This is a genomic window from Saccharopolyspora antiqui (genome assembly GCF_052246905.1).
Classification (GTDB): Bacteria; Actinomycetota; Actinomycetes; order Mycobacteriales; family Pseudonocardiaceae; genus Saccharopolyspora.
Genome location: NZ_JBQQBO010000003.1, coordinates 127641 through 146958, shown reverse-complemented (window position 1 = coordinate 146958; position 19318 = coordinate 127641). Strand labels below are relative to the sequence as shown.

The following is a 19318-nucleotide window of genomic DNA, read 5'->3' as shown; positions in this document are numbered from 1 at the left end:
GATCGCGACGTTGCCGACGCCAGGAGATCCAACCACAACAGACCGGACGCCCGAATCGGCCGGGCGGTCGTCACACCGCACCTGCCGCGACCACGCCGCGTCGGATCGCGGTGACCGCCTTCGCCGCCGCCGCGCCAACCGGGTCCGACACCCCGACGACCTCGCGGATCTGGTCGAGCAGGTCGATGACCTGGCGGCACCAGCGCACGAAGTCCCCGGCCGAGAGCTCGTGCCCGCTGGACTCCGCGGCGGTGAGGACCTTCTCCAGCGATTCACCGCGCGCCCAGCGGAACACCGGCCAAGCGAAACCCGCATCGGGTTCGCGAGTGCGGTCCAGCTTGTGCCGCCGTTCGTCGTCCTCCAGCTCCGCCCACAGCCGCCAGGTGCCCGCCAGCGCGTCGCTGACCGCACCGGCCGGGACCTGCGGAGCCAGCCCCTCCCGACGCGACTCGTACACCAGCGACGACACCACGGCCGCCAGTTCGGCAGGCCCGAGGCCGCGCCACAGCTCGACCCGCAGGCATTCGGCGGCCAGCAGGTCCGACTCGCTGTAGAGCCGGGACAACCGCCGCCCGTGCTGCGTGACCTGGCCCGCTGCCGAGTTCTCCGCCGGGAGGTAGTCCCGCTCGGTCAGCAGCGCCACGATCCGGTCGAAGGAGCGGGCCAGCGAGTGGGTGGTCGCCGCGACCTTGCGCCGCAACTGCTCGTTCTCGCCGTGCAGTCGCTCGTGCCGCTCGGCCCACCGGGCGTGGTTCTCCCGGTCGTCGCAGCCGTGGCACGGGTGCGCCTTCAGCGCGCGGCGCAGCGTCGCCAGCTCCGCGTCGTCAGCGGCGTCGGAGTGCCGCTTGGTGCGCCCGCCGGAAGCGGCGAGGCCGGTGTTGCGCAGCGTCGACGCCAGGTCGCGGCGGGATTTCGGCGAACGGGTGTCGACGTGCTTCGGCAGTTTGATCTTGCCCAACGGCTCCACCGGCGAGGTGAAGTCGGCGACCGAAAGCCGCCCCGACCAGCGGTCCTCGGTGACCACCAGCGGACGCGGCTCGCCCATCGGCTCCAGACCCGGATCGATGACCACCGCCAACCCCGAGCGGCGACCCGCGGGCACCTCGATCACATCGCCCTTGCGCAGCTTCTCCAGCGACTTGGCCGCCTCCGCGCGGCGCGACTGCCGGTTCTGCCGGGCCAGGTGCTTCTCCCGTTCGGAGATGCGGCGGCGCAGCTGGAAGTACTCGTCGAAGTCGCCGAGGTGGCAGTGCATCGACTCGGCGTAGCCGGTCAGCGCGTCGTTGTTGCGGTCCACCCGTCGGGACAGCCCCACCACCGAGCGGTCGGCCTGGAACTGCGCGAAGGACTGCTCCAGCAGTTCCCGCGCGGCGGCCTGGCCGACGCGCTGCACCAGGTTGACCGCCATGTTGTAGCCCGGCCGGAACGACGACCGCAGCGGGTAGGTGCGGGTGGAGGCCAGTCCGGCGACCTGCTTGGGGTCGATGCCGGGCTGCCAGACGACCACCGCGTGGCCCTCGATGTCGATGCCCCGCCGCCCGGCCCGGCCGGTGAGCTGCGTGTACTCGCCGGGGCTGAGGTCCACGTGCGACTCGCCGTTGAACTTCACCAGCCGCTCCAGCACCACCGTGCGGGCGGGCATGTTGATGCCCAGGGCCAGCGTCTCGGTGGCGAACACGGCCTTGACCAGGCCGCGGACGAACAGCTCCTCGACGGTTTCCTTGAACGCGGGCAGCAGTCCGGCGTGGTGCGCGGCGAGCCCGCGCTCCAGCGCCTCCCGCCACTCCCAGAAGCCCAGCACCGCCAAGTCCGACTCCGGCAGGTTGGCGGTGTGCTCGTCGATCACCTCGCGGATCTCGTCGACGTCCGCTTCGCTGGTCAGCCGCAGTCCGGCCCGCATGCACTGGGCGACCGCCTGATCGCAGCCGTTGCGGCTGAAAATGAACACGATGGCCGGCAGCAGCCCGGCCGCGTCCAGCCCGGTCAGCATCTCCACCCGCGACGGCGGGAAGAACCGCGGCGGGCGCGGGCCCCGGCGCTTGGCGTTCGGCCCGCCGCGCCGCCCGCCGTAGGGCAGGTGCACGCGGGCCAGCTGCTGGGTGTGCCGCAGCAGGTTCGGGTTGATCTGCAGTTCCCGGTCCGGGGTCTCGCCACCGAAGAGGTCGAACATCCGCGGCCCGACGAGCATGTGCTGCCACAGCGGCACCGGCCGGTGCTCGTCGACGACCACCGTGGTGTCGCCGCGCACCTCCTGCAGCCACTCGCCGAACTCCTCGGCGTTGCTCACCGTCGCCGACAGGCTCGCCACCTGCACGTACTCCGGCAGGTGCAGGATCACTTCCTCCCACACGGCGCCGCGGAACCGGTCGGCGAGGTAGTGCACCTCGTCCATCACGACGTAGCCGAGCTGGTCGAGGCTCCGGGAGCCCGCGTAGAGCATGTTGCGCAGCACCTCGGTGGTCATCACGACCACCTGCGCTTCGCCGTTGATCGAGGTGTCGCCGGTCAGCAGCCCGACCGCGTCGCTACCGTGCCGATCGCACAGGTCTGCGTACTTCTGGTTGGACAGCGCCTTGATGGGCGTGGTGTAGAAGCATTTGCGCCCTTCCGAGAGAGCGAGGTGCACGGCGAACTCGCCGACCACGGTCTTGCCTGCGCCGGTGGGCGCGCAGACCAGCACGCCGCGGCGGTCTTCGAGCGCCTGGCAGGCGGTGCGCTGGAACGGATCGAGTTCGAAGGACAGCTCACCCGCGAATTCGGCCAACTTCGGGTGGGCACTGCGGCGGGTGTTCGCCGCGTACGCCTGGGCCGGGGAGAGCTTGGTCGGGTTGGAACGGCTGGCAGCCACACCCCAAGGTTTTCACATCCCACCGACCGACGTCGCAGCCGTCAACGCTCGCCTCGTCACAGTCGTGAGTGCGAAAACCGGCTCCAGCCGGTTTTCGCGCTCACGACCCCACCACGGCGAGCGCAGCGGGCACGCACCGCATGCTCAGCGGCAGTCGGGCCTGCGGTTCGCCGTCCGCGTACGCCAGCCAGCCGTTCTCGCCGCCCAACCGGACCCGCCGCGCCCGCAGCGTGCACACCGCCGGGTGCTCGATGTGCCGACCGGTTCGAAGCGTCGGCAGGATCCGCACCAGATCGCGCCGGGACAGCTCGCCCACCACCGTCAGGTCGAACAGGCCATCGGCAGCGTCGGCGTCCGGACAGACCGGGATGCCGCCGCCGTAGCAGGCGGTGTTGCCGACCGCGACCAGCGTGGCGTTCAGCTCCGCGGTGCCCTCCTCGGTCTCCACCCGCAACGGCATCGGGCGCAGCCCCACCAGTTCGCGCACCACCGCCAGGTCGTACCTGCGCTTGCCGCGCGGCCAGCGCATCCGGTTCGCCCGCGCGTTGACCCGCGAATCGAACCCGGCGCACAGCACCGTCGCGAACCAGTCCGCACCGGCGACCTTGCCGAGGTCGATGCGGTGCCGCTGGCCGGTGCGCAGCGCCCGCGCCACGGTGTGCGACGCGGCGATCGGATCGAGCGGAACCCCGAGCCCGCGAGCGAGGTCGTTGCCGGTCCCGGCCGGGATCAGGGCCAACGCCGTCTCCGACTCAGCGCAGGCCTGCACCGCCAGGTGCGCGGCCCCGTCGCCGCCGACCACCGCGAGCACATCTGCTCCGTCGGCCACCGCGCGCTGCGCGGCATCGGCGGTGCCACGGGCATCCGTGGCGACCACCGTCTGCAAATCGCACGCGGCGCGGAGATGGCCGACGAGTTCACCGGCCACCTTCGCGGAAAACCCACCACCGGCAGCCGGGTTGATCACCAGGACACAGCGCACGAGGGATCATCTTCGCCCACCCGGCCCCGGCTTGGCCAGCAGATCAGGTGACGTCGTCGTGCTGCCTGGGACCCTGCGCCGGTGTGGTGTCCAATTCGGAGGCCCGGTAGTCGATCTTCGACGCCTCGTCCAGCCCAACGCCTTCCAGACCCTGCTCCGCGAGCTTCTTCGCCCGGCGCTTGTCGTTGGACCGGCAGATGGTCATCGCGACGCCGAACAGCACCGACAGCGCCGCGGCCAGCGCCAGCATCGAGAACGGGTCCTGCCCAGGCGTGGCGACCGCGGCGAACACGAACAGCGCGAACACCAGTCCCCGCCACCAGCTCTTCAGCTTCGCGTAGCTGACGATCCCGGCCAGGTTGAGCATCACCAGGACCAGCGGGAGCTCGAAGCTGACACCGAAGATCAGCAGCAGGAGCAACATGAAGTTGATGTACTTGCCACCGGTGAACGCGGAGAAGAAGGCATCCCCGCCGAACCCGGACATGAACCTCAGCGCCTCCGGCAGCACGAAGTACGCCAGCACCGCGCCCGCGATGAACAGGATGCTCGCGAAGAACACGAACGTACGGGCGAACTTGCGTTCCTTCGCGTACAGCCCCGGCGTGATGAACGCCCACAGCTGGTACAGCCACACGGGGCTGAGCAGCACCGCGCCGACCGACAGACCGACCTTCAGCGTCAGCATGAAGATCTCGAACGGCTCCGTCTGCAACAGCTGGCAACGCCCGTTCGGGCTCAGCCGCTGTTCAACGGGCAGCTGGCAGTACGGCCCGAGCAGGATGTCGCTCAGCGTGGGCAGCCCGAAGGGGGCGTAGGTGAACCAGATGAAACCGAAGATGCCACCGACGACCACCGCCGTGATGGCCACGCCCAACCGGTACCGCAGCTCGTAGAGGTGATCGACGAGCGTCATGGTGCCGTCGGGGTTGTGCCTGCGCCCCCACCGACGGCGATCCCTGCGGAACGGGTTCAGTCGACGCAGTGCGCTGGCACCCACCGTGTTGTCCCGTCCTCAGTCACTTCTTGGGGTCGTTGCGCTGCTTTTCCTCGACCGACGGCGCCGTGACCGGGGGCGGGCTGGGCTCACCAGCGGTCAGCTCCGGCTGCTGCTCGGTCTTGTCCTTCTTGGCCGCTTCCTCGTCGGCCTTCATGCCGCGCGCCTCGGCCTTGAAGACGCGCGCGGACTGGCCGAGCGAGCGGGCCATCTGCGGGAGCTTGGTGGCACCGAAGAGCAGCACCAAGACCAAGACGATGAGAATTAGCTCCCAGCCACCTGGCAAACCCATCCGTGCACAACCTTTCGTGATGTTCCTGCAGGCGCAATGGTACGCGCGGCAGGGGTCGACAAATAGGGGCCGCTTGCGCGTCACCGATGGCGACGTTGGGCGAACGCCACCTTCAAGCCGGCCACGCGCGCCTTCACCAGGCCGCTGCGGTCGCTGAGGTCGTGGGCGACCTGCCGCTGCACGGCTTTGAACCTGCGCAGCTCCCGGAAGAGGCGGAACAGCAGCAGCGCGAGCAGGACCAAGCCCACGGCCAGCAGCACAAGACTCCACACGTACGGCACGCGGGTCACCGTATCCCGCTCAGGTGGACGGCAGGTGACGCGCCCGTGCCAATGCGTCTTCGGCTCGTTGACGCACGTCACGGGCCAGCTCCGGCGGGCTGATCACCCGGACCTGGCCGCCCAGTCCGAGCAGCAGCCGGGCCATCCACGCCTGGTCGGAGTACCGCATCCGCACCCGCGCGCACCCCTGCGGCAACTCGACCAGCTCGTCCACCTGGTAGTACTCCGCAACCCAACGCGCGTCGGGGGTCAGCTCCAGCTCCGCGACGGACTGGTCGGGCGTCGGGCGGAACAGCCCGGCCGAGACATCGGTCGGTTCGGCTTCCGAGGGCGGTTGCGCGGCCTCGTCGAGCACCTCGACCGCGTCGATGCGGTCCAGCCGGAACAACCGCACCCCGGCCGCGCTGCGGCACCAGGCCTCCAGGTAGTTGCGGCCGTCGATGAGCAGCACCCGCATCGGATCCACGGTCCGTTCGCTGATCGCGTCGCGGGACGGGGTGTAGTAGCGCATCCGCAGCGCCCTGCGCCGGGTCGTCGCCTCCTGCACCGTCGAGCGCACCTCGGGTGCCACCGCGCCGCCCCGGCCTTCCAGGCCGACGACCACGCCCGCCGGGCGCGCCTGCCCGACCGCGTCCTCCACCTTCGCCAGGGTGCGCTGCACCGCGTCGGTGTCGGCGATCCCCGGGGTGTCGGCCAGCGCCCGCAGGGCCACCAGCAGCGCGGTCGCCTCGGAGGCGGTCAGCCGCAGCGGTCGGCTCATGCCCGCGTCGTAGGTGACGGTGATCGAATCGCTTTCGAAGGACAGGTCGATCAGGTCACCAGGCCCGTAGCCCGGGAGCCCGCACATCCACAGCAGTTCGAGGTCTTTGCGCAGCTGCTGCTCGCCAACCCCGAAATCCGCGGCGGCATCGGCGATCGGGATCCCCGGGCGGCTCAGCAGGTACGGCACCAGCGCCAGCAACCGGGGCAGCCGCTCGGTCGCACTCGTCATGAGGCCTCCCGGTCGACGACGTCCAGGTGGATCTCGTGCACCGTCTTGCGCAGCGTGTCCGGTTCCAGCACCACGACGTCGGGCCCGTACCCGGCGATCCAGCTCGACGCCGACTCCGGGTAGTTCAGCTCCAGTTCCAGCACGTCGCCCGGATCGCCGCCGAGCTCCACGGTGTCGACGACGGTCGCCTTGCGGCGCAAGCCCTGCGCCCGACCGGCCGCGACCCACAACCTGGCGGGCGTGCCGGGCGGGGGCTCGCGCTGCTCGCCCGCCACGAATCGCAGCAGGTCGGTGTCGGGCGGGCGCTGCACCTGCCCGGCCGGTCCCCCCGCCTCGACCTGCCCGAGGATCCGGGACAGCCGGAAGCACCGGGGCGCCTGCCGGTCGCGGTCGTGCCCGACCAGGTACCACCGGCCCCGCCAGGACACCACGCCCCACGGTTCGACGGTGCGGCGACGCACCTCCGGACTGCTCGGGCGCCGGTAGTCGAACTCCACCACGCGACCGGACTGCACCGCCGCCAGCAGCGGTGCGAACGCGGGTTCGCTGGTGCGGACCTTGGGTTCGACCGCTGCCGAGGAGCGCTCGTCGACGTCCACCCCGGCGGCCCGCAGCTTCAGCAGCGCGCCGCGGGCCGCCGAGGTGAACTCCGGGGAGTCCCACAGCCGCACCGCGAGGGCGACCGCGGCCGCCTCGTCGGGTTCCAGGTCGATGTCGCCGAGCTCGTAGTCGCGGCGGGCGATGCGGTACCCGTCGGCCGCGTCGAAGACCGAGTTGCGCCCGGTCTCCAGCGGGATCCCCAGATCGCGCAGCTCGGCCTTGTCTCGTTCGAAGGTCCGGAAGAAGGCCTCGCTGGAAGGCGCGTCGGCATAGCCCGGCACGATCGCCCGGATCCGCTCCGCGGTGAGGTACTGGCGGGTCGACAGCAGACACAGCACCAGGTTCACCAAGCGTTCAGCACGCACAGTGGCCACTTCGAAACTCTAGCTCCGCAGTATTCGATCATGTGTTTGGGTCGGGACCCATCATCCCTAGTGGCGCGGGGTGAGGCCACTGCGGCGCGCCGATCGCGGCCGATTCCGCCGGAAAGGCCGGTGTTCGATCTTCGGCGGAATCGGGCGCATCCCGCACGACCGCGACACATCGCACCCACGACACGCCGGTGCGAGCCGATCCGCTTCGCCAGCCCGGCCGATTCGCCTTGCCGAGGAACAGGTTTCGGCCAGCACTGAAGGAATCGCGGAAATGAAAAACATTCATGGGGCTCGCGCGTTCCTAGGCTGGCGGTATGTCCGATCCCGTCATGTTGATCACCGGGGCGTCACGCGGCATCGGTGCGGCCACCGCGCGGGTCGCCGCCGCGGCCGGTTACCGCCTCGCCCTGCTGGCCCGCTCCGCCGAATCCCTGTCCGCCCTGGTCGACGAACTGGGCGCCGAGAAGGCGCTCGCCCTGCCCTGCGACATCACCAGCTGGCCCGACCTCACCGCCGTCACCCAACGCGTCGAAGACCACTTCGGGCGCCTCGACGCGACCTTCGCCAACGCCGGGACGAGCATCTCGACGTCGTTCCTGGGCAACGGCGGCGCGGACCCCGAGCAGTGGCGCGAGATGGTCCTGACCAACGTCTACGGCGCGGCCATCACCGCCCGCGCGGTGCTACCGGCGCTCACCCGCACCAAGGGCCACCTGGTGCTCACCGGCTCGAACGCCGGACGCGGCATCCGCCCCGGAAACCTCTACTCGGCCACCAAGTGGGCGGTGACCGGCATGGCCCAGAACATCCGCGCCGAATGCGTCGGCACCGGCGTCCGCGTAACCCTGATCCAACCGGGCATGGTCGAAACCGAAATGACCGCAGCCACCCAAAACGTCCCCAAACTCCACGCAGAAGACATCGCCAACGCAGTCCTCTACACCCTCCAGCAGCCGCCGACGGTCGACGTAAACGAACTAACCATCCGCCCCACCGGCCAACACCCAGATCGCTGAATTTTTCGAGGTGAGGGGCACCTGTGACCCAGTAAGTTGGTCACAGGTGCCCCTCACCTCTCACACGATCGAGTGAATTCCGGTCAGAGGGAGCTGATCAGGCGTTCCACCCGCTCGTCCACTGCGCGGAACGGGTCCTTGCACAGGACTGTGCGCTGGGCCTGGTCGTTGAGCTTGAGGTGCACCCAGTCGACCGTGAAGTCCCGGCCCGCGGCCTGCGCGGCGGCGATGAAGTCGCCGCGCAGCTTGGCCCGGGTGCTCTGCGGCGGGGTGTCCTTGGCGGCCTCGATCTCGCCGTCCTCGGTGGCCCGATCCACCAGGTCCTTGCGCTGCAGCATGTCGAACAGCCCGCGACCCCGGCGGATGTCGTGGTAGGCGAGGTCGAGCTGCGCGATGCGCGGGCTGGACAGCTCCAACCCGTGCTTGTTGCGGTAGCGCTCCAGCAGCCGGTGCTTGATCGCCCAGTCGATCTCCCGGTCGATCATCGAGTAGTCCTGCTGCTCGACCGCGTCCAGCGTCCGGCCCCACAGCTCCAGGATGCGTTCGGTCATCGGGTCCGAGCCGCGCCGCGCGACGTGGTCGACCGCCCGGCCGAAGTACTCCCGCTGGATGTCCAGCGCGGAGGCCTCCCGGCCACCGGCCAGCCGGACGGTGCGCCGCCCGGTGAGGTCGTGGCTGATCTCGCGGATGGCCCGGATCGGGTTGTCCAGGCTGAAGTCCCGGAACTGCACGCCCTGCTCGACCATCTCCAGCACCAGGTTCGCCGCGCCGACCTTGAGCAGCGTGGTGACCTCGGACATGTTGGAGTCACCGACGATGACGTGCAGTCGGCGGTAGCGTTCCGCGTCGGCGTGCGGCTCGTCGCGGGTGTTGATGATCGGCCGCGACCGCGTCGTCGCGCTGGACACGCCTTCCCAGATGTGCTCGGCGCGCTGCGACAGGCAGTACACCGCGCCGCGCGGCGTCTGCAGTACCTTCCCGGCACCGCAGATGAGCTGGCGGGTCACCAGGAAGGGCAGCAGGACATCCGCGATCCGGGAGAACTCCCCGGACCGGCCGACCAGGTAGTTCTCGTGGCAGCCGTAGGAGTTGCCCGCCGAGTCGGTGTTGTTCTTGAACAGGAAGATGTCCCCGCCGATGCCCTCGTCGGACAGTCGGCGTTCGGCGTCGATGAGCAGGTCCTCCAGGATCCGCTCGCCTGCTTTGTCGTGGGTGACGAGCTGGACGAGGTCGTCGCATTCGGCCGTGGCGTACTCGGGGTGCGACCCCACGTCGAGGTAGAGCCGCGCCCCGTTTCGCAGGAAGACGTTCGACGACCTTCCCCACGACACGACCCGCCGGAACAGGTACCTGGCCACCTCGTCCGGGGACAGTCGCCGCTGCCCGTGGAACGTGCAGGTGACCCCGAACTCGGTTTCGATGCCGAAGATCCGCCGCTGCATGCCTCCACACTAGGCGCAAACACCGGTCCTCGGCGGTCCGCCGTTCGGGCACCGGTAGCGTGTTCCACGTGCTGGACCGGTTGCACCGCGTCATCAGCGGGGTCGGCAAGACCGACCGCGACCTGGCGCTACGCAGCGCGCGACTTCCACCGACGACGGCCGACATCGCACTGAAGGTGCTCAGCAACGCAGCCAACCACAGCATGTTGTGGCTGACCGCTGCGGCGGTGTTGGGCTTGCGCAGCGGCAGCACCCGGCGGGCAGCCATTCGGGGAATCGCGGCGATCGCCTGCGCCAGCGCAATCACGAATTTACTCGGCAAACCGTTGCTGCCGCGCCGCCGACCGCCCGCCGAACTCGTTGCCCCGCACCGCAGGTTGACCGAGCCCCCGCTGTCCTCATCCTTCCCGTCCGGGCACGCGGCGTCGGCCGCGGCGTTCGCCACCGCGGTCGCCATGGAATCCCCGGCCGCCGGTGCGATCATCGCGCCGATCGCCGCCGCAGTCGCGTATTCGCGGGTGCACACGGGTGTGCACTGGCCCAGCGATGTGGTGTGCGGCGCCGCGTTGGGGGCCGGGATGGCGTGGGCGACCCGGCGGTGGTGGCCGGTGCGCCCGGCGGAGCAGGCCGCCGGTGCCAGCCCGGCGGAACTCCCCGCGCTGCCCGACGGGGCAGGGCTCGCGGTGCTGGTCAACCCGGAGGCCGGGGTTGGCACGCTGGCCCCGGAGCAGTGGGTCACCCGGCACTGGCCCGCCGCGAAGGTCGTCTACCCCGCCTCCTCCGGCGATCTCGTCGCCGAGCTCGACCGGTTGGTGGCCGCGAAGTCGGTGCGCGCACTCGGGGTGGCCGGAGGTGACGGCACGGTCGCGACGGTCGCCGCTGTCGCCGCCCGCCACCGGCTCCCGCTGGCCGTACTACCGACCGGCACGCTGAACCACTTCGCCATGGACCTGGGGCTTCCGGGACCGACGCCGGTGACCGAGGCGGTGCGCCACGGCTGGGGATGCACCGTGGACCTCGGCACCGCACGGGTGGACGGCCAGCCGATCCGCTGGTTCCTCAACACCGCCAGCCTCGGCGGCTACCCGGAAATGGTGCGGTTCCGGGAGAAGTGGGCGCCGCGCTGGGGCAAGTGGCCCGCCGCCGCGGCGGCCTCGGTCCGGGTGCTCTACGACTCGACGCCGCTGGACCTGGAGATAGCCGGTGTCCGGCACAAGGTGTGGGTGCTGTTCATCGGCAACGGTGCCTACGCCCCGCGCGGTTTCGCACCGACCTGGCGGCCGAACCTGGACAACGGTCTGCTGGACGTGCGCTACGTGCGCGCCGACACCCGGTTCTCCCGGCTGCGCTTCGTAATCGCGGCGATGACCGGTGCCCTCAAGCGCAGCCGAACCTATGTGGAGCACTCCTGCCCCGAACTGGACGTGGTGGTGCACGGCCGCCCCGTCGCGGTCGCCACGGACGGCGAAATCGGCCCCACCGGCACCAGGTTCACCTTCGCCGCCCACAAGGACGCCCTCCAGGTCTACCGGCCGTCCACAACGGACCGATGAACGGTGAGGGGCACCCGTGTCCCAGTTACTTGGTCACGGGTGCCCCTCACCTGATCGATCATTCGTCCTTTTCGGGCGCGCTCTCGGCGTCCTCGCCGTTGGACTCGTCGGCGTCCGAAGTCGACTCCGGGACCGGGACGAGTGCTTCGAGGGCCGCGCCCTGGATGCGGCGGAAGGTGCGGTTCGGCCGGGCGCGGTCGAGGACCGCCACCTCCAGCTGGGCGATGCCCAACTCCCGGGTGCTGTCCCCGCCGGAGGACAGCGCCTCGATCGCCAGCTTCGCCGCGTCGGCCAGTTCCAGCCCGTCGCTGAAGGAATCCTTGAGCGTGCTGGCGATCGCGTCGGCTTGGCCGCCCATCACGACGTACTGCGGTTCGTCCACGATGGACCCGTCGTAGGTCAGCCGGTACAGCTGGTCGTTGTCGGCGGTGAAACCGACCTCGGCCACGCAGATCTCCACTTCGAACGGTTTGATCTGCTCGGTGAAGATCGCCCCCAGGTGCTGGGCGTAGGTGTTGGCCAGCGACCGGCCGGTGACGTCCCGGCGGTCGTAGGAATAACCGCGGACGTCGGCGATGCGCACCCCGGCCACCCGCAGCGCCTCGAACTCGCTGTAGCGGCCGACCGCCGCGAATCCGATGCGGTCGTAGATCTCGGCGACCTTGTGCAGCGTCGGCGACGGGTTCTCGGCGACGAACAGCACGCCACCGGCGTATTTCAGCACCACCACGCTGCGGCCCCGCGCGATGCCCTTGCGGGCCAACTCGGAGCGCTCCCGCATCAACTGCTCGGGAGAGGTGTAGAACGGCATCGTCACGGCTGTGCACTCCTGGTTCGAATCTGCTCGCTCGGGCAGGCGGGATCGGGCACGGCGTCAGCCGCCGGGGTTCTCCAACCGACCGTTGACCACCTCGGTGGCGATCTCGGCCGTCCGGTCCTCGGACATTCGCACGGAGCCGTCCGCACCGGTGATCGTGATGATCGACGGGTAGATGCGGCGGGACACGTCGGGGCCGCCGGTGGCGGTGTCGTCATCGGCGGCGTCGTAGAGCGCCTCGACCGCGGCGTGCGCGGCCGCGTCGACGTCGGCGTCCGGGTCGAAGCGCTTCTTCAACGCCGATTTCGCGTAGGGCGAACCCGACCCGACCGCGTGGTAACCGCTCACCTCGTTGTACCGGCCTCCGACGACGTCGTAGGAGACGATCCGACCGGCCCGGTCCGGGTCGTCGGCTTCGGTGTCGTACCCGACGAACAACGGCACCACCGCGAGGCCCTGCATCGCGGCCGGGAGGTTGCCGCGAAGCTGGGTGGCCAGCTTGTTCGCCTTGCCGTCCAACGAGAGCGAGACGCCTTCGAGTTTCTCGTAGTGCTCCAGCTCCACCGCGTACAGCCGGACGATCTCCTGCGCGACCCCGGCGGTACCGGCGACGCCGACGGCCGAGTAGGCGTCGGTGACGAACAGCTTTTCCATGTCCCGCTGGGCGATCACGTTGCCCATGGTGGCCCGGCGGTCACCGGCCAGCAGCACGCCGCCGCGGAAGGTCACCGCCACGATCGTGGTGCCGTGCGGCGCCTGCACGACGCCGTCTGGCACCGCCCGGCCGCCGGGCAGCAGTTCGGGCGCGGTGGCGCGGAGGAAGTCGGTGAACGAAGAAGATCCCGGCGTTAGGTAGGCGGCGGGCAGGGCCTGACCCGGAAACTGGGCCGAGCTCGGTTCCATCAGCGACATCGTCTCCCGATCGAAGGCTTGCGACTGCAACAGCACTTTAGTCATGATCCGGCGCGCGGCAGACAGTACCGGGCCGGTTCGACACCGGCCCGGACGTGGCCCGCTAGGACAGCGTCAGACTCCGGGCCCGCTGGCTACTGCCCGCCCTTCTGCACGTAGGCGCGAACGAAGTCCTCGGCGTTCTCCTCCAGGACGTCGTCGATCTCGTCCAGGATGGCGTCAACGTCCTCACCGAGCTTTTCGCGACGTTCCTGACCGGCGGCCTCTGGGCCCTGCTCTTCGTCCCCGTCGCCGCCGCCGTGTCGCTGAACCTTTTCCTGGGACATCTTGCCTCCCGGTGGTTTCCTTCGGGTGTCCCCTGGCCGTGGGGACATCCTGCTGTGAACACTACCTATCCGACCACCCGTTCGCCCACAGCCAGCCGGGCGTCATTTCGATCTTCGAGCCCGGTTGACATGCGCGAAACGTGGCCTTCCGGCCGGTAGGTCACCCCTTCGTCAGCGAATCGACCAGTTCCTCAGCGCTCGCGGCGGCCTCCAGCAGCGCGCCCACGTGCGCTCGCGTGCCGCGCAGCGGTTCCAACGTCGGGATGCGCACCAGGGATTCCCGCCCCAGGTCGAAGATCACCGAGTCCCAGGACGCCGCGGCCACCTCGGCCGGGTAGCGCTCCAGGCACCGACCGCGGAAGTAGGCGCGGGTGTCCTCCGGCGGCGCGGTGACCGCGTCCCGCACCTCGTCCTCGCTGACCAGTCGTTTCATCGAGCCACGGGCAACCAACCGGTTGTAGAGGCCCTTGTCCAGCCGCACGTCGGAGTACTGCAAGTCGATCATGTGCAGCCGCGGCGACGCCCAGCCCAGGCTGTCGCGGGACCGGTAGCTCTCCAGCACCCGCAGCTTGGCTGGCCAGTCCAGCCGGTCGGCGCAGTCCATCGGATCGCCATCGAGCAGGTCCAGCACCTCGGCCCAGGTCTCCAGCACCTCGCGGGCGGTGCGCTCGCCGCCGCGCTCGTCGAGGTGCTCGGCGGCGCGCTCGTGGTAGGCGCGCTGCAGGTCCAGACCGGTGAACCGGCGCCCGTCGGTGAGCTCGACGGTCTGCTTCAGGGTGGCGTCGTGGCTGATCACGTGCACCGCGTGCACCGGATCGGCCAGCTTCAGGTCGTCGAAGCGCAGCCCCGACTCGATCATGTCCAGCACCAGCGCGGTGGTGCCGAGCTTCAGGTAGGTCGAGGTCTCCGCGAGGTTGGCGTCGCCGATGATGACGTGCAGTCGGCGGTACTTGTCGGCGTCGGCGTGCGGTTCGTCGCGGGTGTTGATGATGCCGCGCTTGAGGGTGGTCTCCAGGCCCACCTCGACCTCGATGTAGTCGGATCGCTGGGAGAGCTGGAAACCGGCCTTCTCCCCGGCCTGGCCGACACCGACCCGACCCGACCCGCAGATCACCTGGCGCGATGCGAAGAACGGGGTCAGACCGCCGATGACCGAGGTGAACGGGGTGCTGCGGGACATCAGGTAGTTCTCGTGGGTGCCGTAGCTGGCGCCCTTGCCGTCGACGTTGTTCTTGTACAGCTGGATCGGCGCGGTACCGGGCACGCTGGCCGCCCGGATCGCCGCCTCTTCCATGACGCGTTCGCCCGCTTTGTCCCAGATCACCGCATCGCGCGGATTGGTCACTTCTGGTGCCGAGTACTCCGGGTGCGCGTGGTCGACGTACAACCGCGCGCCGTTGGTGAGGATGACGTTGGCCGCCCCGAGGTCGTCACCGTCCGAGCCGTTGTTCTGCTGCGCCGCGCTGCTGAGGTCGAAGCCGCGGGCGTCGCGCAGCGGCGATTCGACCTCGTAGTCCCAGCGCGCGCGCCGCGCCCGCGGGATGTCGGCCGCCGCCGCGTAGGCCAGCACGATGTGCGTGGAGGTCAGTACCGGATTGGCGCTGGAGTCACCCGGCACCACAATGCCGTACTCCACCTCGGTTCCCATGATCCGCCGCATACCTCGCAGCGTACGGGGTATCGCCGACCAAGCGGAGTGCCGCACGCCACAGGCACCCGACTCGTTCGACTCATGACCCCGGTTCGGCGCAACGCGTGTGCTCCGGTGGGCGGGTGCGACGATCGGGGTGTGAGTTCAGGGCCTGTCTTCGAACTCGTTTTGCGTTGCGGTGCGGGTAGCGGAACCTCAGGGGACGGTGCAAGTTGCGAGAGTGGGCCAAGCGGCTGGCGCCGCTTCAAAGAAGCAAGAACAAAAACAGGCATTCGAACGAGGAATCGGTGGCCGTGTACGACGCGGCCGGGCGTGTCGTGGGCAGCGCCCCGCGGCGGCGGATGCGCGCCGAAGGTCTTTGGCACGCGGCGTCGTCGGTGTTGGTGCTCTCCCCCGACCGCAGCGAGGTCTACGTGCACCGCCGCACCGACACCAAGGACATCTATCCCGGCATGCACGACTGCTGGGCCGGTGGGGTGGTCGCCGCCGGGGAGCACCCGGACGTCACCGCGCGGCGCGAACTCGCCGAGGAGCTGGGGGTGCGCGAGGCGCCGGTGCGCTTCCTGTTCCGAACCGTCCACGAGCTGGGCAGCGTGCGGTTCCACGGATTCCTCTACGAGGCCCGTTGGGACGGCCCGATCGTCCACCAGCCCGAAGAAGTAGCCGCGGGCTGGTGGATGCCGCTTCGGGAGCTCCACGACCGCCTGAGCGACCCGCAGTGGCCTTTCGTACCCGACGGCCGCCAATTCATCGAAGAATGGTTCGCCCGCACGTGAACACTTCCGGCAAGAAACGCACGGCGGGTGTAGCGCTCAACGCGAGCCTCGTCAGGTAAGCGGCGACGCCGCTTTCGGCGGTAAACCGCCACCGCGACGAACAACAGACGCACGCACCTGTGCTGCCGCAAGCGGCGCAGCCGCTTAGCCCACCTACGGCACTCGCACCGCCGCGGGTTCTCAACTGTGCCATGCGGGGACACCCCGCACCCCGGGATATCTCGCGAGGACAGCCCCGACGCCGCGTATCGGAGATACACAAGTCGGGGATCCCGGAGTCGAGACGGCGTCTGAGGGCCTGTCTTCGAACTCGTCCTGCTTCGCGGTGCGGGTGGCAGGGCTGGCGATTTCGCGCGAAATCGCCACCCGCCCCGCGTGGGAGACGGCGATTTCGCGCGAAATCGTCCACCTCACCCGAGGCGGACGGCCCGACACGACCACTTCAAAAACAGGCACTCAGGTTCCGCCACCCGCACCGCTATGCAAAACGAGCCTGGAAATAGTCCAAGGCTCACAGCCACGGGAGTTCGGCGCGTTCTCCCCAGTAGGTGGCGGCGTCGCGGGCCAGCGGTTTGAGCGCGCTGATGTCCTGGTCGGTCAGCTCCACCCGACAGGCCGCCAGGTTCGACTCCAGCTGCGCCACGCTGGCCGCGCCGAGCAGCACCACGTCGGCCCACGGCTGCCGCAGGACGTGCGCGAGCGCGATCGCATCGGTCCGCACGCCGTGCCGATCCGCGACCTCGGTCAGCTCCGGCGGCGGATCCACCGCCAGCCGCCCGTTCGCCAGGGTCTCCTTCACCAGCACCCGCCAGCCCCCGGTGTGCACTTCGGCGAGCGTGCGGCCCACCGACGGCTCCAGCGAGTTCCAAGTGGACTGCACGGCGCCGAACAGCTGCCGCCCGCCCACTTCGATCTCCCAGGCGCGCTCGATGGTTTCGCCCTGCGCGGCGCCGCTGGTGGAGAAACCGAGCTGCACCCCGGAGTCCCGGATGCGCGCCAACTCGTGCTGCAGCGCCAGATCCTCGAACAGCGGGCTGCTGGTGGTCAGCGAATGCACCTGGTACAGGTCGATCCGGTCGCCGAGCAGGGTCCGGGTCTCGGCCCACTGGCTGCGCAGCCGTTCCACCGAGTGCTCCTTGACCTCGTGCACCTCGGTCTCGATGCGCCACTGCGCGACGTACGCATAGCCCCACTTGCTGGATACCGCGACGTCTTCGTGGCCGCGTTCGCGCAGCCAGTCCGCGAGGAACTGCTCGGCGCTGCCGTAGGAACGGGCGGTGTCCACCCAGCGGATCCCGTTGGCGTAGGCGGCGTCGAGCACCGTGCGGGTGCGTTCCCGCATCGCCTCCGCGGTGCGTTGCACGGGCAGCACATCGACGCGACCGACGTTGATGTAGGCCGGTCTGCCGAGCGCGGCGAGTCCGACGCCGAGGCGCTGCACCGGCTGTTGCGCTGGGATCATGCCTGCGAACCTAACCGCTGTCGGCCCTGCGCACAGCTCGGGACCGCCACCCGCGAGGGGTGGCGGCCCCGAGTTCCGTCAAACCAGCCCTGGACCGGTTGTCACAGGTACTGGCCGGTGTTGGTGGCCGTGTCGATGGCTCGGCCGGATTCCTGGTTCTTCCCGCTGACCAGGGTGCGGATGTAGACGATCCGCTCACCCTTCTTGCCGGAGATGCGGGCCCAATCATCCGGGTTGGTGGTGTTGGGCAGGTCCTCGTTCTCCGCGAACTCGTCGATGATGGCGTCCTGCAGGTGCTGCACGCGCAGGCCCGGCTGGCGGGTCTCCAGCACCGACTTGATCGCCGCCTTCTTCGCCCGGTCCACGATGTTCTGGATCATCGCGCCCGAGTTGAAGTCCTTGAAGTACAGGACCTCCTTGTCACCGTTGGCGTAGGTGACCTCCAGGAACCGGTTCTCCTCGGTCTCGGCGTACATCCGCTCGACCGTGGTCTGGATCATCGCCTCCACGCACGCGCCCTTGTCCCCGCCGAACTCCTTGAGGTCCTCCTCGTGGATCGGCAGTGACTTGGTCAGGTACTTGGAGAAGATGTCCTTGGCCGATTCGGCGTCCGGACGCTCGATCTTGATCTTCACGTCCAGTCGGCCGGGCCGCAGGATCGCCGGGTCGATCATGTCCTCCCGGTTGGAGGCACCGATGACGATGACGTTCTCCAGCCCTTCGACGCCGTCTATCTCGCTGAGCAGCTGCGGCACGATGGTGGTTTCCACATCGGAGGACACCCCGCTGCCGCGGGTCCGGAAGATCGAGTCCATCTCGTCGAAGAACACGATCACCGGGGTGCCTTCCGAGGCCTTCTCCCGCGCCCGCTGGAAGATCAGCCTGATGTGCCGCTCAGTCTCCCCGACGAACTTATTGAGCAGTTCGGGGCCCTTGATGTTCAGGAAGTACGACTTGGCCTGACCATCGTCGTCGCCGCGGGCGGCCGCGACCTGCTTGGCCAGCGAGTTGGCCACCGCCTTGGCGATCAGCGTCTTGCCGCAGCCCGGCGGGCCGTAGAGCAACACGCCCTTGGGCGGCCGCAGCTGGTACTCGATGTAGAGGTCGGAGTGCAGGAACGGCAGCTCAACCGCGTCCCGGATCTGCTCGATCTGACCGGCCAGACCGCCGATGTCCTGGTAACCGACGTCGGGGACCTCTTCCAGCACGAGGTCTTCGACCTCGGCCTTGGGCACGACGTCGTAGGCGTAGCCAGCCTTGCTGTCGACCAGCACCGAATCGCCGGCCTTCAGCCCGGACGCGGCCAGTGGTTCGGTCACCCACACCACGCGTTCCTCATCGGTGTGGCCCAGCACCAGCGCTCGCGGACTTTCCCCGGCGCCGCTGGACAGGAGCTCCCGGAAGGTGCACACCTCACCGGTTTGCTCGAACGCACCAGCCTCTACCACCGTCAGGGCCTCGTTGAGGCGCACTGACTGGCCCAGTCTCAGTTCCTCCGTCTCGACGTTGGGTGATACCGCCACCCGCATCTTGCGACCAGACGTGAACACATCGACCGTGCTGTCCTCGTAGCGGTGCAGGAACACTCCGTAGCCGCTCGGGGGCTGGGCAAGTCGGTCGACCTCTTCGCGCAGTGCCATCAGCTGGCCCCGCGCTTCCTTAAGGGTCTCGGTGAGTTTGGCGTTCCGTTCGGTGAGCTGGCTCACTCTCTCGGATGCCTCGGCCAGCCGCTTTTCCAGCAACCGGACCTGTTGGGGAGACTCGTTGAGCCTGCGGCGTAGCAGAGCGACCTCGTCTTCCAGGAGACGAATCTGGCTGCGGAGTTCTGCGGAGCCACCGCTGTACTGCTCGCCGCCCTCCTCATTAGGTCGGCTGCCGGGACGGTCGTGCTGCATGTCGGCACCCTCCTCCCGTGCTCGTACCACCACGGTACCGGCGATCACCGACGACGGCGGCGTCGTGAATGCCCGCCGGATCGCCCAGCGTGCCACAAAAATC

The 19318-nt window shown here is 69.3% G+C and carries 17 protein-coding genes; 3 read left to right on the top strand and 14 right to left on the bottom strand.

Annotated features, from left to right (window positions below):
* Positions 1 to 70: 70 nt before the first annotated feature.
* The 7 genes from ACTWQN_RS07675 to ACTWQN_RS07645 form a co-directional block, all read right to left on the bottom strand.
* Positions 71 to 2848, bottom strand: a complete 2778-nt coding sequence (locus ACTWQN_RS07675) for a DEAD/DEAH box helicase (protein WP_443202635.1) — start codon at positions 2846 to 2848, stop codon at positions 71 to 73.
* A gap of 100 nt (positions 2849 to 2948) precedes the next feature.
* Positions 2949 to 3830, bottom strand: a complete 882-nt coding sequence (locus ACTWQN_RS07670) for a diacylglycerol/lipid kinase family protein (RefSeq protein ID WP_443202634.1) — start codon at positions 3828 to 3830, stop codon at positions 2949 to 2951.
* A gap of 43 nt (positions 3831 to 3873) precedes the next feature.
* Positions 3874 to 4830: a twin-arginine translocase subunit TatC gene (gene tatC, locus ACTWQN_RS07665; RefSeq protein ID WP_443202633.1), complete on the bottom strand. Its 957-nt coding sequence runs from the start codon at positions 4828 to 4830 to the stop codon at positions 3874 to 3876.
* Between the two features lie 19 nt (positions 4831 to 4849).
* Complete coding sequence (gene tatA / locus ACTWQN_RS07660; RefSeq protein ID WP_443202632.1) at positions 4850 to 5119, bottom strand: Sec-independent protein translocase subunit TatA; 270 nt, start codon at positions 5117 to 5119, stop codon at positions 4850 to 4852.
* 80 nt (positions 5120 to 5199) lie between these two features.
* Complete coding sequence (locus ACTWQN_RS07655; RefSeq protein WP_443202631.1) at positions 5200 to 5400, bottom strand: bacteriophage holin; 201 nt, start codon at positions 5398 to 5400, stop codon at positions 5200 to 5202.
* Positions 5401 to 5419: 19 nt separating this feature from the next.
* On the bottom strand, positions 5420 to 6391 hold the full coding sequence (locus tag ACTWQN_RS07650; RefSeq protein WP_443202630.1) for a helix-turn-helix transcriptional regulator: 972 nt from the start codon (positions 6389 to 6391) through the stop codon (positions 5420 to 5422).
* On the bottom strand, positions 6388 to 7365 hold the full coding sequence (locus ACTWQN_RS07645; protein WP_443202629.1) for a helix-turn-helix transcriptional regulator: 978 nt from the start codon (positions 7363 to 7365) through the stop codon (positions 6388 to 6390). Before ACTWQN_RS07645 ends, ACTWQN_RS07650 begins: the two co-directional genes overlap by 4 nt.
* A gap of 314 nt (positions 7366 to 7679) precedes the next feature.
* Between ACTWQN_RS07645 and ACTWQN_RS07640 the strand changes: the two genes are divergently transcribed.
* A complete protein-coding gene (locus tag ACTWQN_RS07640; RefSeq protein ID WP_443202628.1) occupies positions 7680 to 8381 on the top strand; it encodes an SDR family oxidoreductase in 702 nt (233 codons plus the stop codon).
* 83 nt (positions 8382 to 8464) lie between these two features.
* Here the strand turns inward: ACTWQN_RS07640 and pafA are convergent, their stop codons facing one another.
* Positions 8465 to 9823, bottom strand: coding sequence for a Pup--protein ligase (gene pafA, locus ACTWQN_RS07635; RefSeq protein WP_443202627.1), 1359 nt, complete (start codon positions 9821 to 9823; stop codon positions 8465 to 8467).
* 68 nt (positions 9824 to 9891) lie between these two features.
* On the opposite strand from pafA, the gene ACTWQN_RS07630 reads away from it, so the two are divergent.
* Positions 9892 to 11376 (top strand): bifunctional phosphatase PAP2/diacylglycerol kinase family protein, encoded by a 1485-nt coding sequence (locus ACTWQN_RS07630; protein ID WP_443202626.1) that lies wholly within the window; start codon positions 9892 to 9894, stop codon positions 11374 to 11376.
* A 58-nt stretch (positions 11377 to 11434) separates the two neighbouring features.
* Here ACTWQN_RS07630 and prcA read toward each other — a convergent pair whose 3' ends face one another.
* From prcA to dop, 4 genes are all read right to left on the bottom strand, one after another.
* Entirely contained in the window at positions 11435 to 12193 is a 759-nt protein-coding gene (prcA, locus tag ACTWQN_RS07625) for a proteasome subunit alpha (RefSeq protein ID WP_443202625.1), read from the bottom strand.
* Positions 12194 to 12250: 57 nt separating this feature from the next.
* Entirely contained in the window at positions 12251 to 13096 is an 846-nt protein-coding gene (prcB, locus tag ACTWQN_RS07620; RefSeq protein WP_443202856.1) for a proteasome subunit beta, read from the bottom strand.
* A gap of 143 nt (positions 13097 to 13239) precedes the next feature.
* Positions 13240 to 13431: a ubiquitin-like protein Pup gene (locus tag ACTWQN_RS07615; RefSeq protein ID WP_150068176.1), complete on the bottom strand. Its 192-nt coding sequence runs from the start codon at positions 13429 to 13431 to the stop codon at positions 13240 to 13242.
* A 160-nt stretch (positions 13432 to 13591) separates the two neighbouring features.
* The gene (gene dop / locus ACTWQN_RS07610) at positions 13592 to 15091 is read right to left on the bottom strand and encodes a depupylase/deamidase Dop (RefSeq protein WP_443202624.1); all 1500 of its coding nucleotides are present in this window, start codon (positions 15089 to 15091) and stop codon (positions 13592 to 13594) included.
* Between the two features lie 332 nt (positions 15092 to 15423).
* Between dop and ACTWQN_RS07605 the strand changes: the two genes are divergently transcribed.
* Positions 15424 to 15858, top strand: coding sequence for an NUDIX domain-containing protein (locus ACTWQN_RS07605; protein WP_443202855.1), 435 nt, complete (start codon positions 15424 to 15426; stop codon positions 15856 to 15858).
* 511 nt (positions 15859 to 16369) lie between these two features.
* Here ACTWQN_RS07605 and ACTWQN_RS07600 read toward each other — a convergent pair.
* Together ACTWQN_RS07600 and arc are read right to left on the bottom strand one after the other, a co-directional pair.
* On the bottom strand, positions 16370 to 17320 hold the full coding sequence (locus tag ACTWQN_RS07600) for an aldo/keto reductase (protein ID WP_443202623.1): 951 nt from the start codon (positions 17318 to 17320) through the stop codon (positions 16370 to 16372).
* A 101-nt stretch (positions 17321 to 17421) separates the two neighbouring features.
* Positions 17422 to 19215 carry a proteasome ATPase gene (arc, locus tag ACTWQN_RS07595; RefSeq protein ID WP_443202622.1) on the bottom strand — a complete coding sequence of 598 codons (1794 nt, stop codon included), beginning with the start codon at positions 19213 to 19215 and terminating at the stop codon, positions 17422 to 17424.
* Positions 19216 to 19318: the final 103 nt, after the last annotated feature.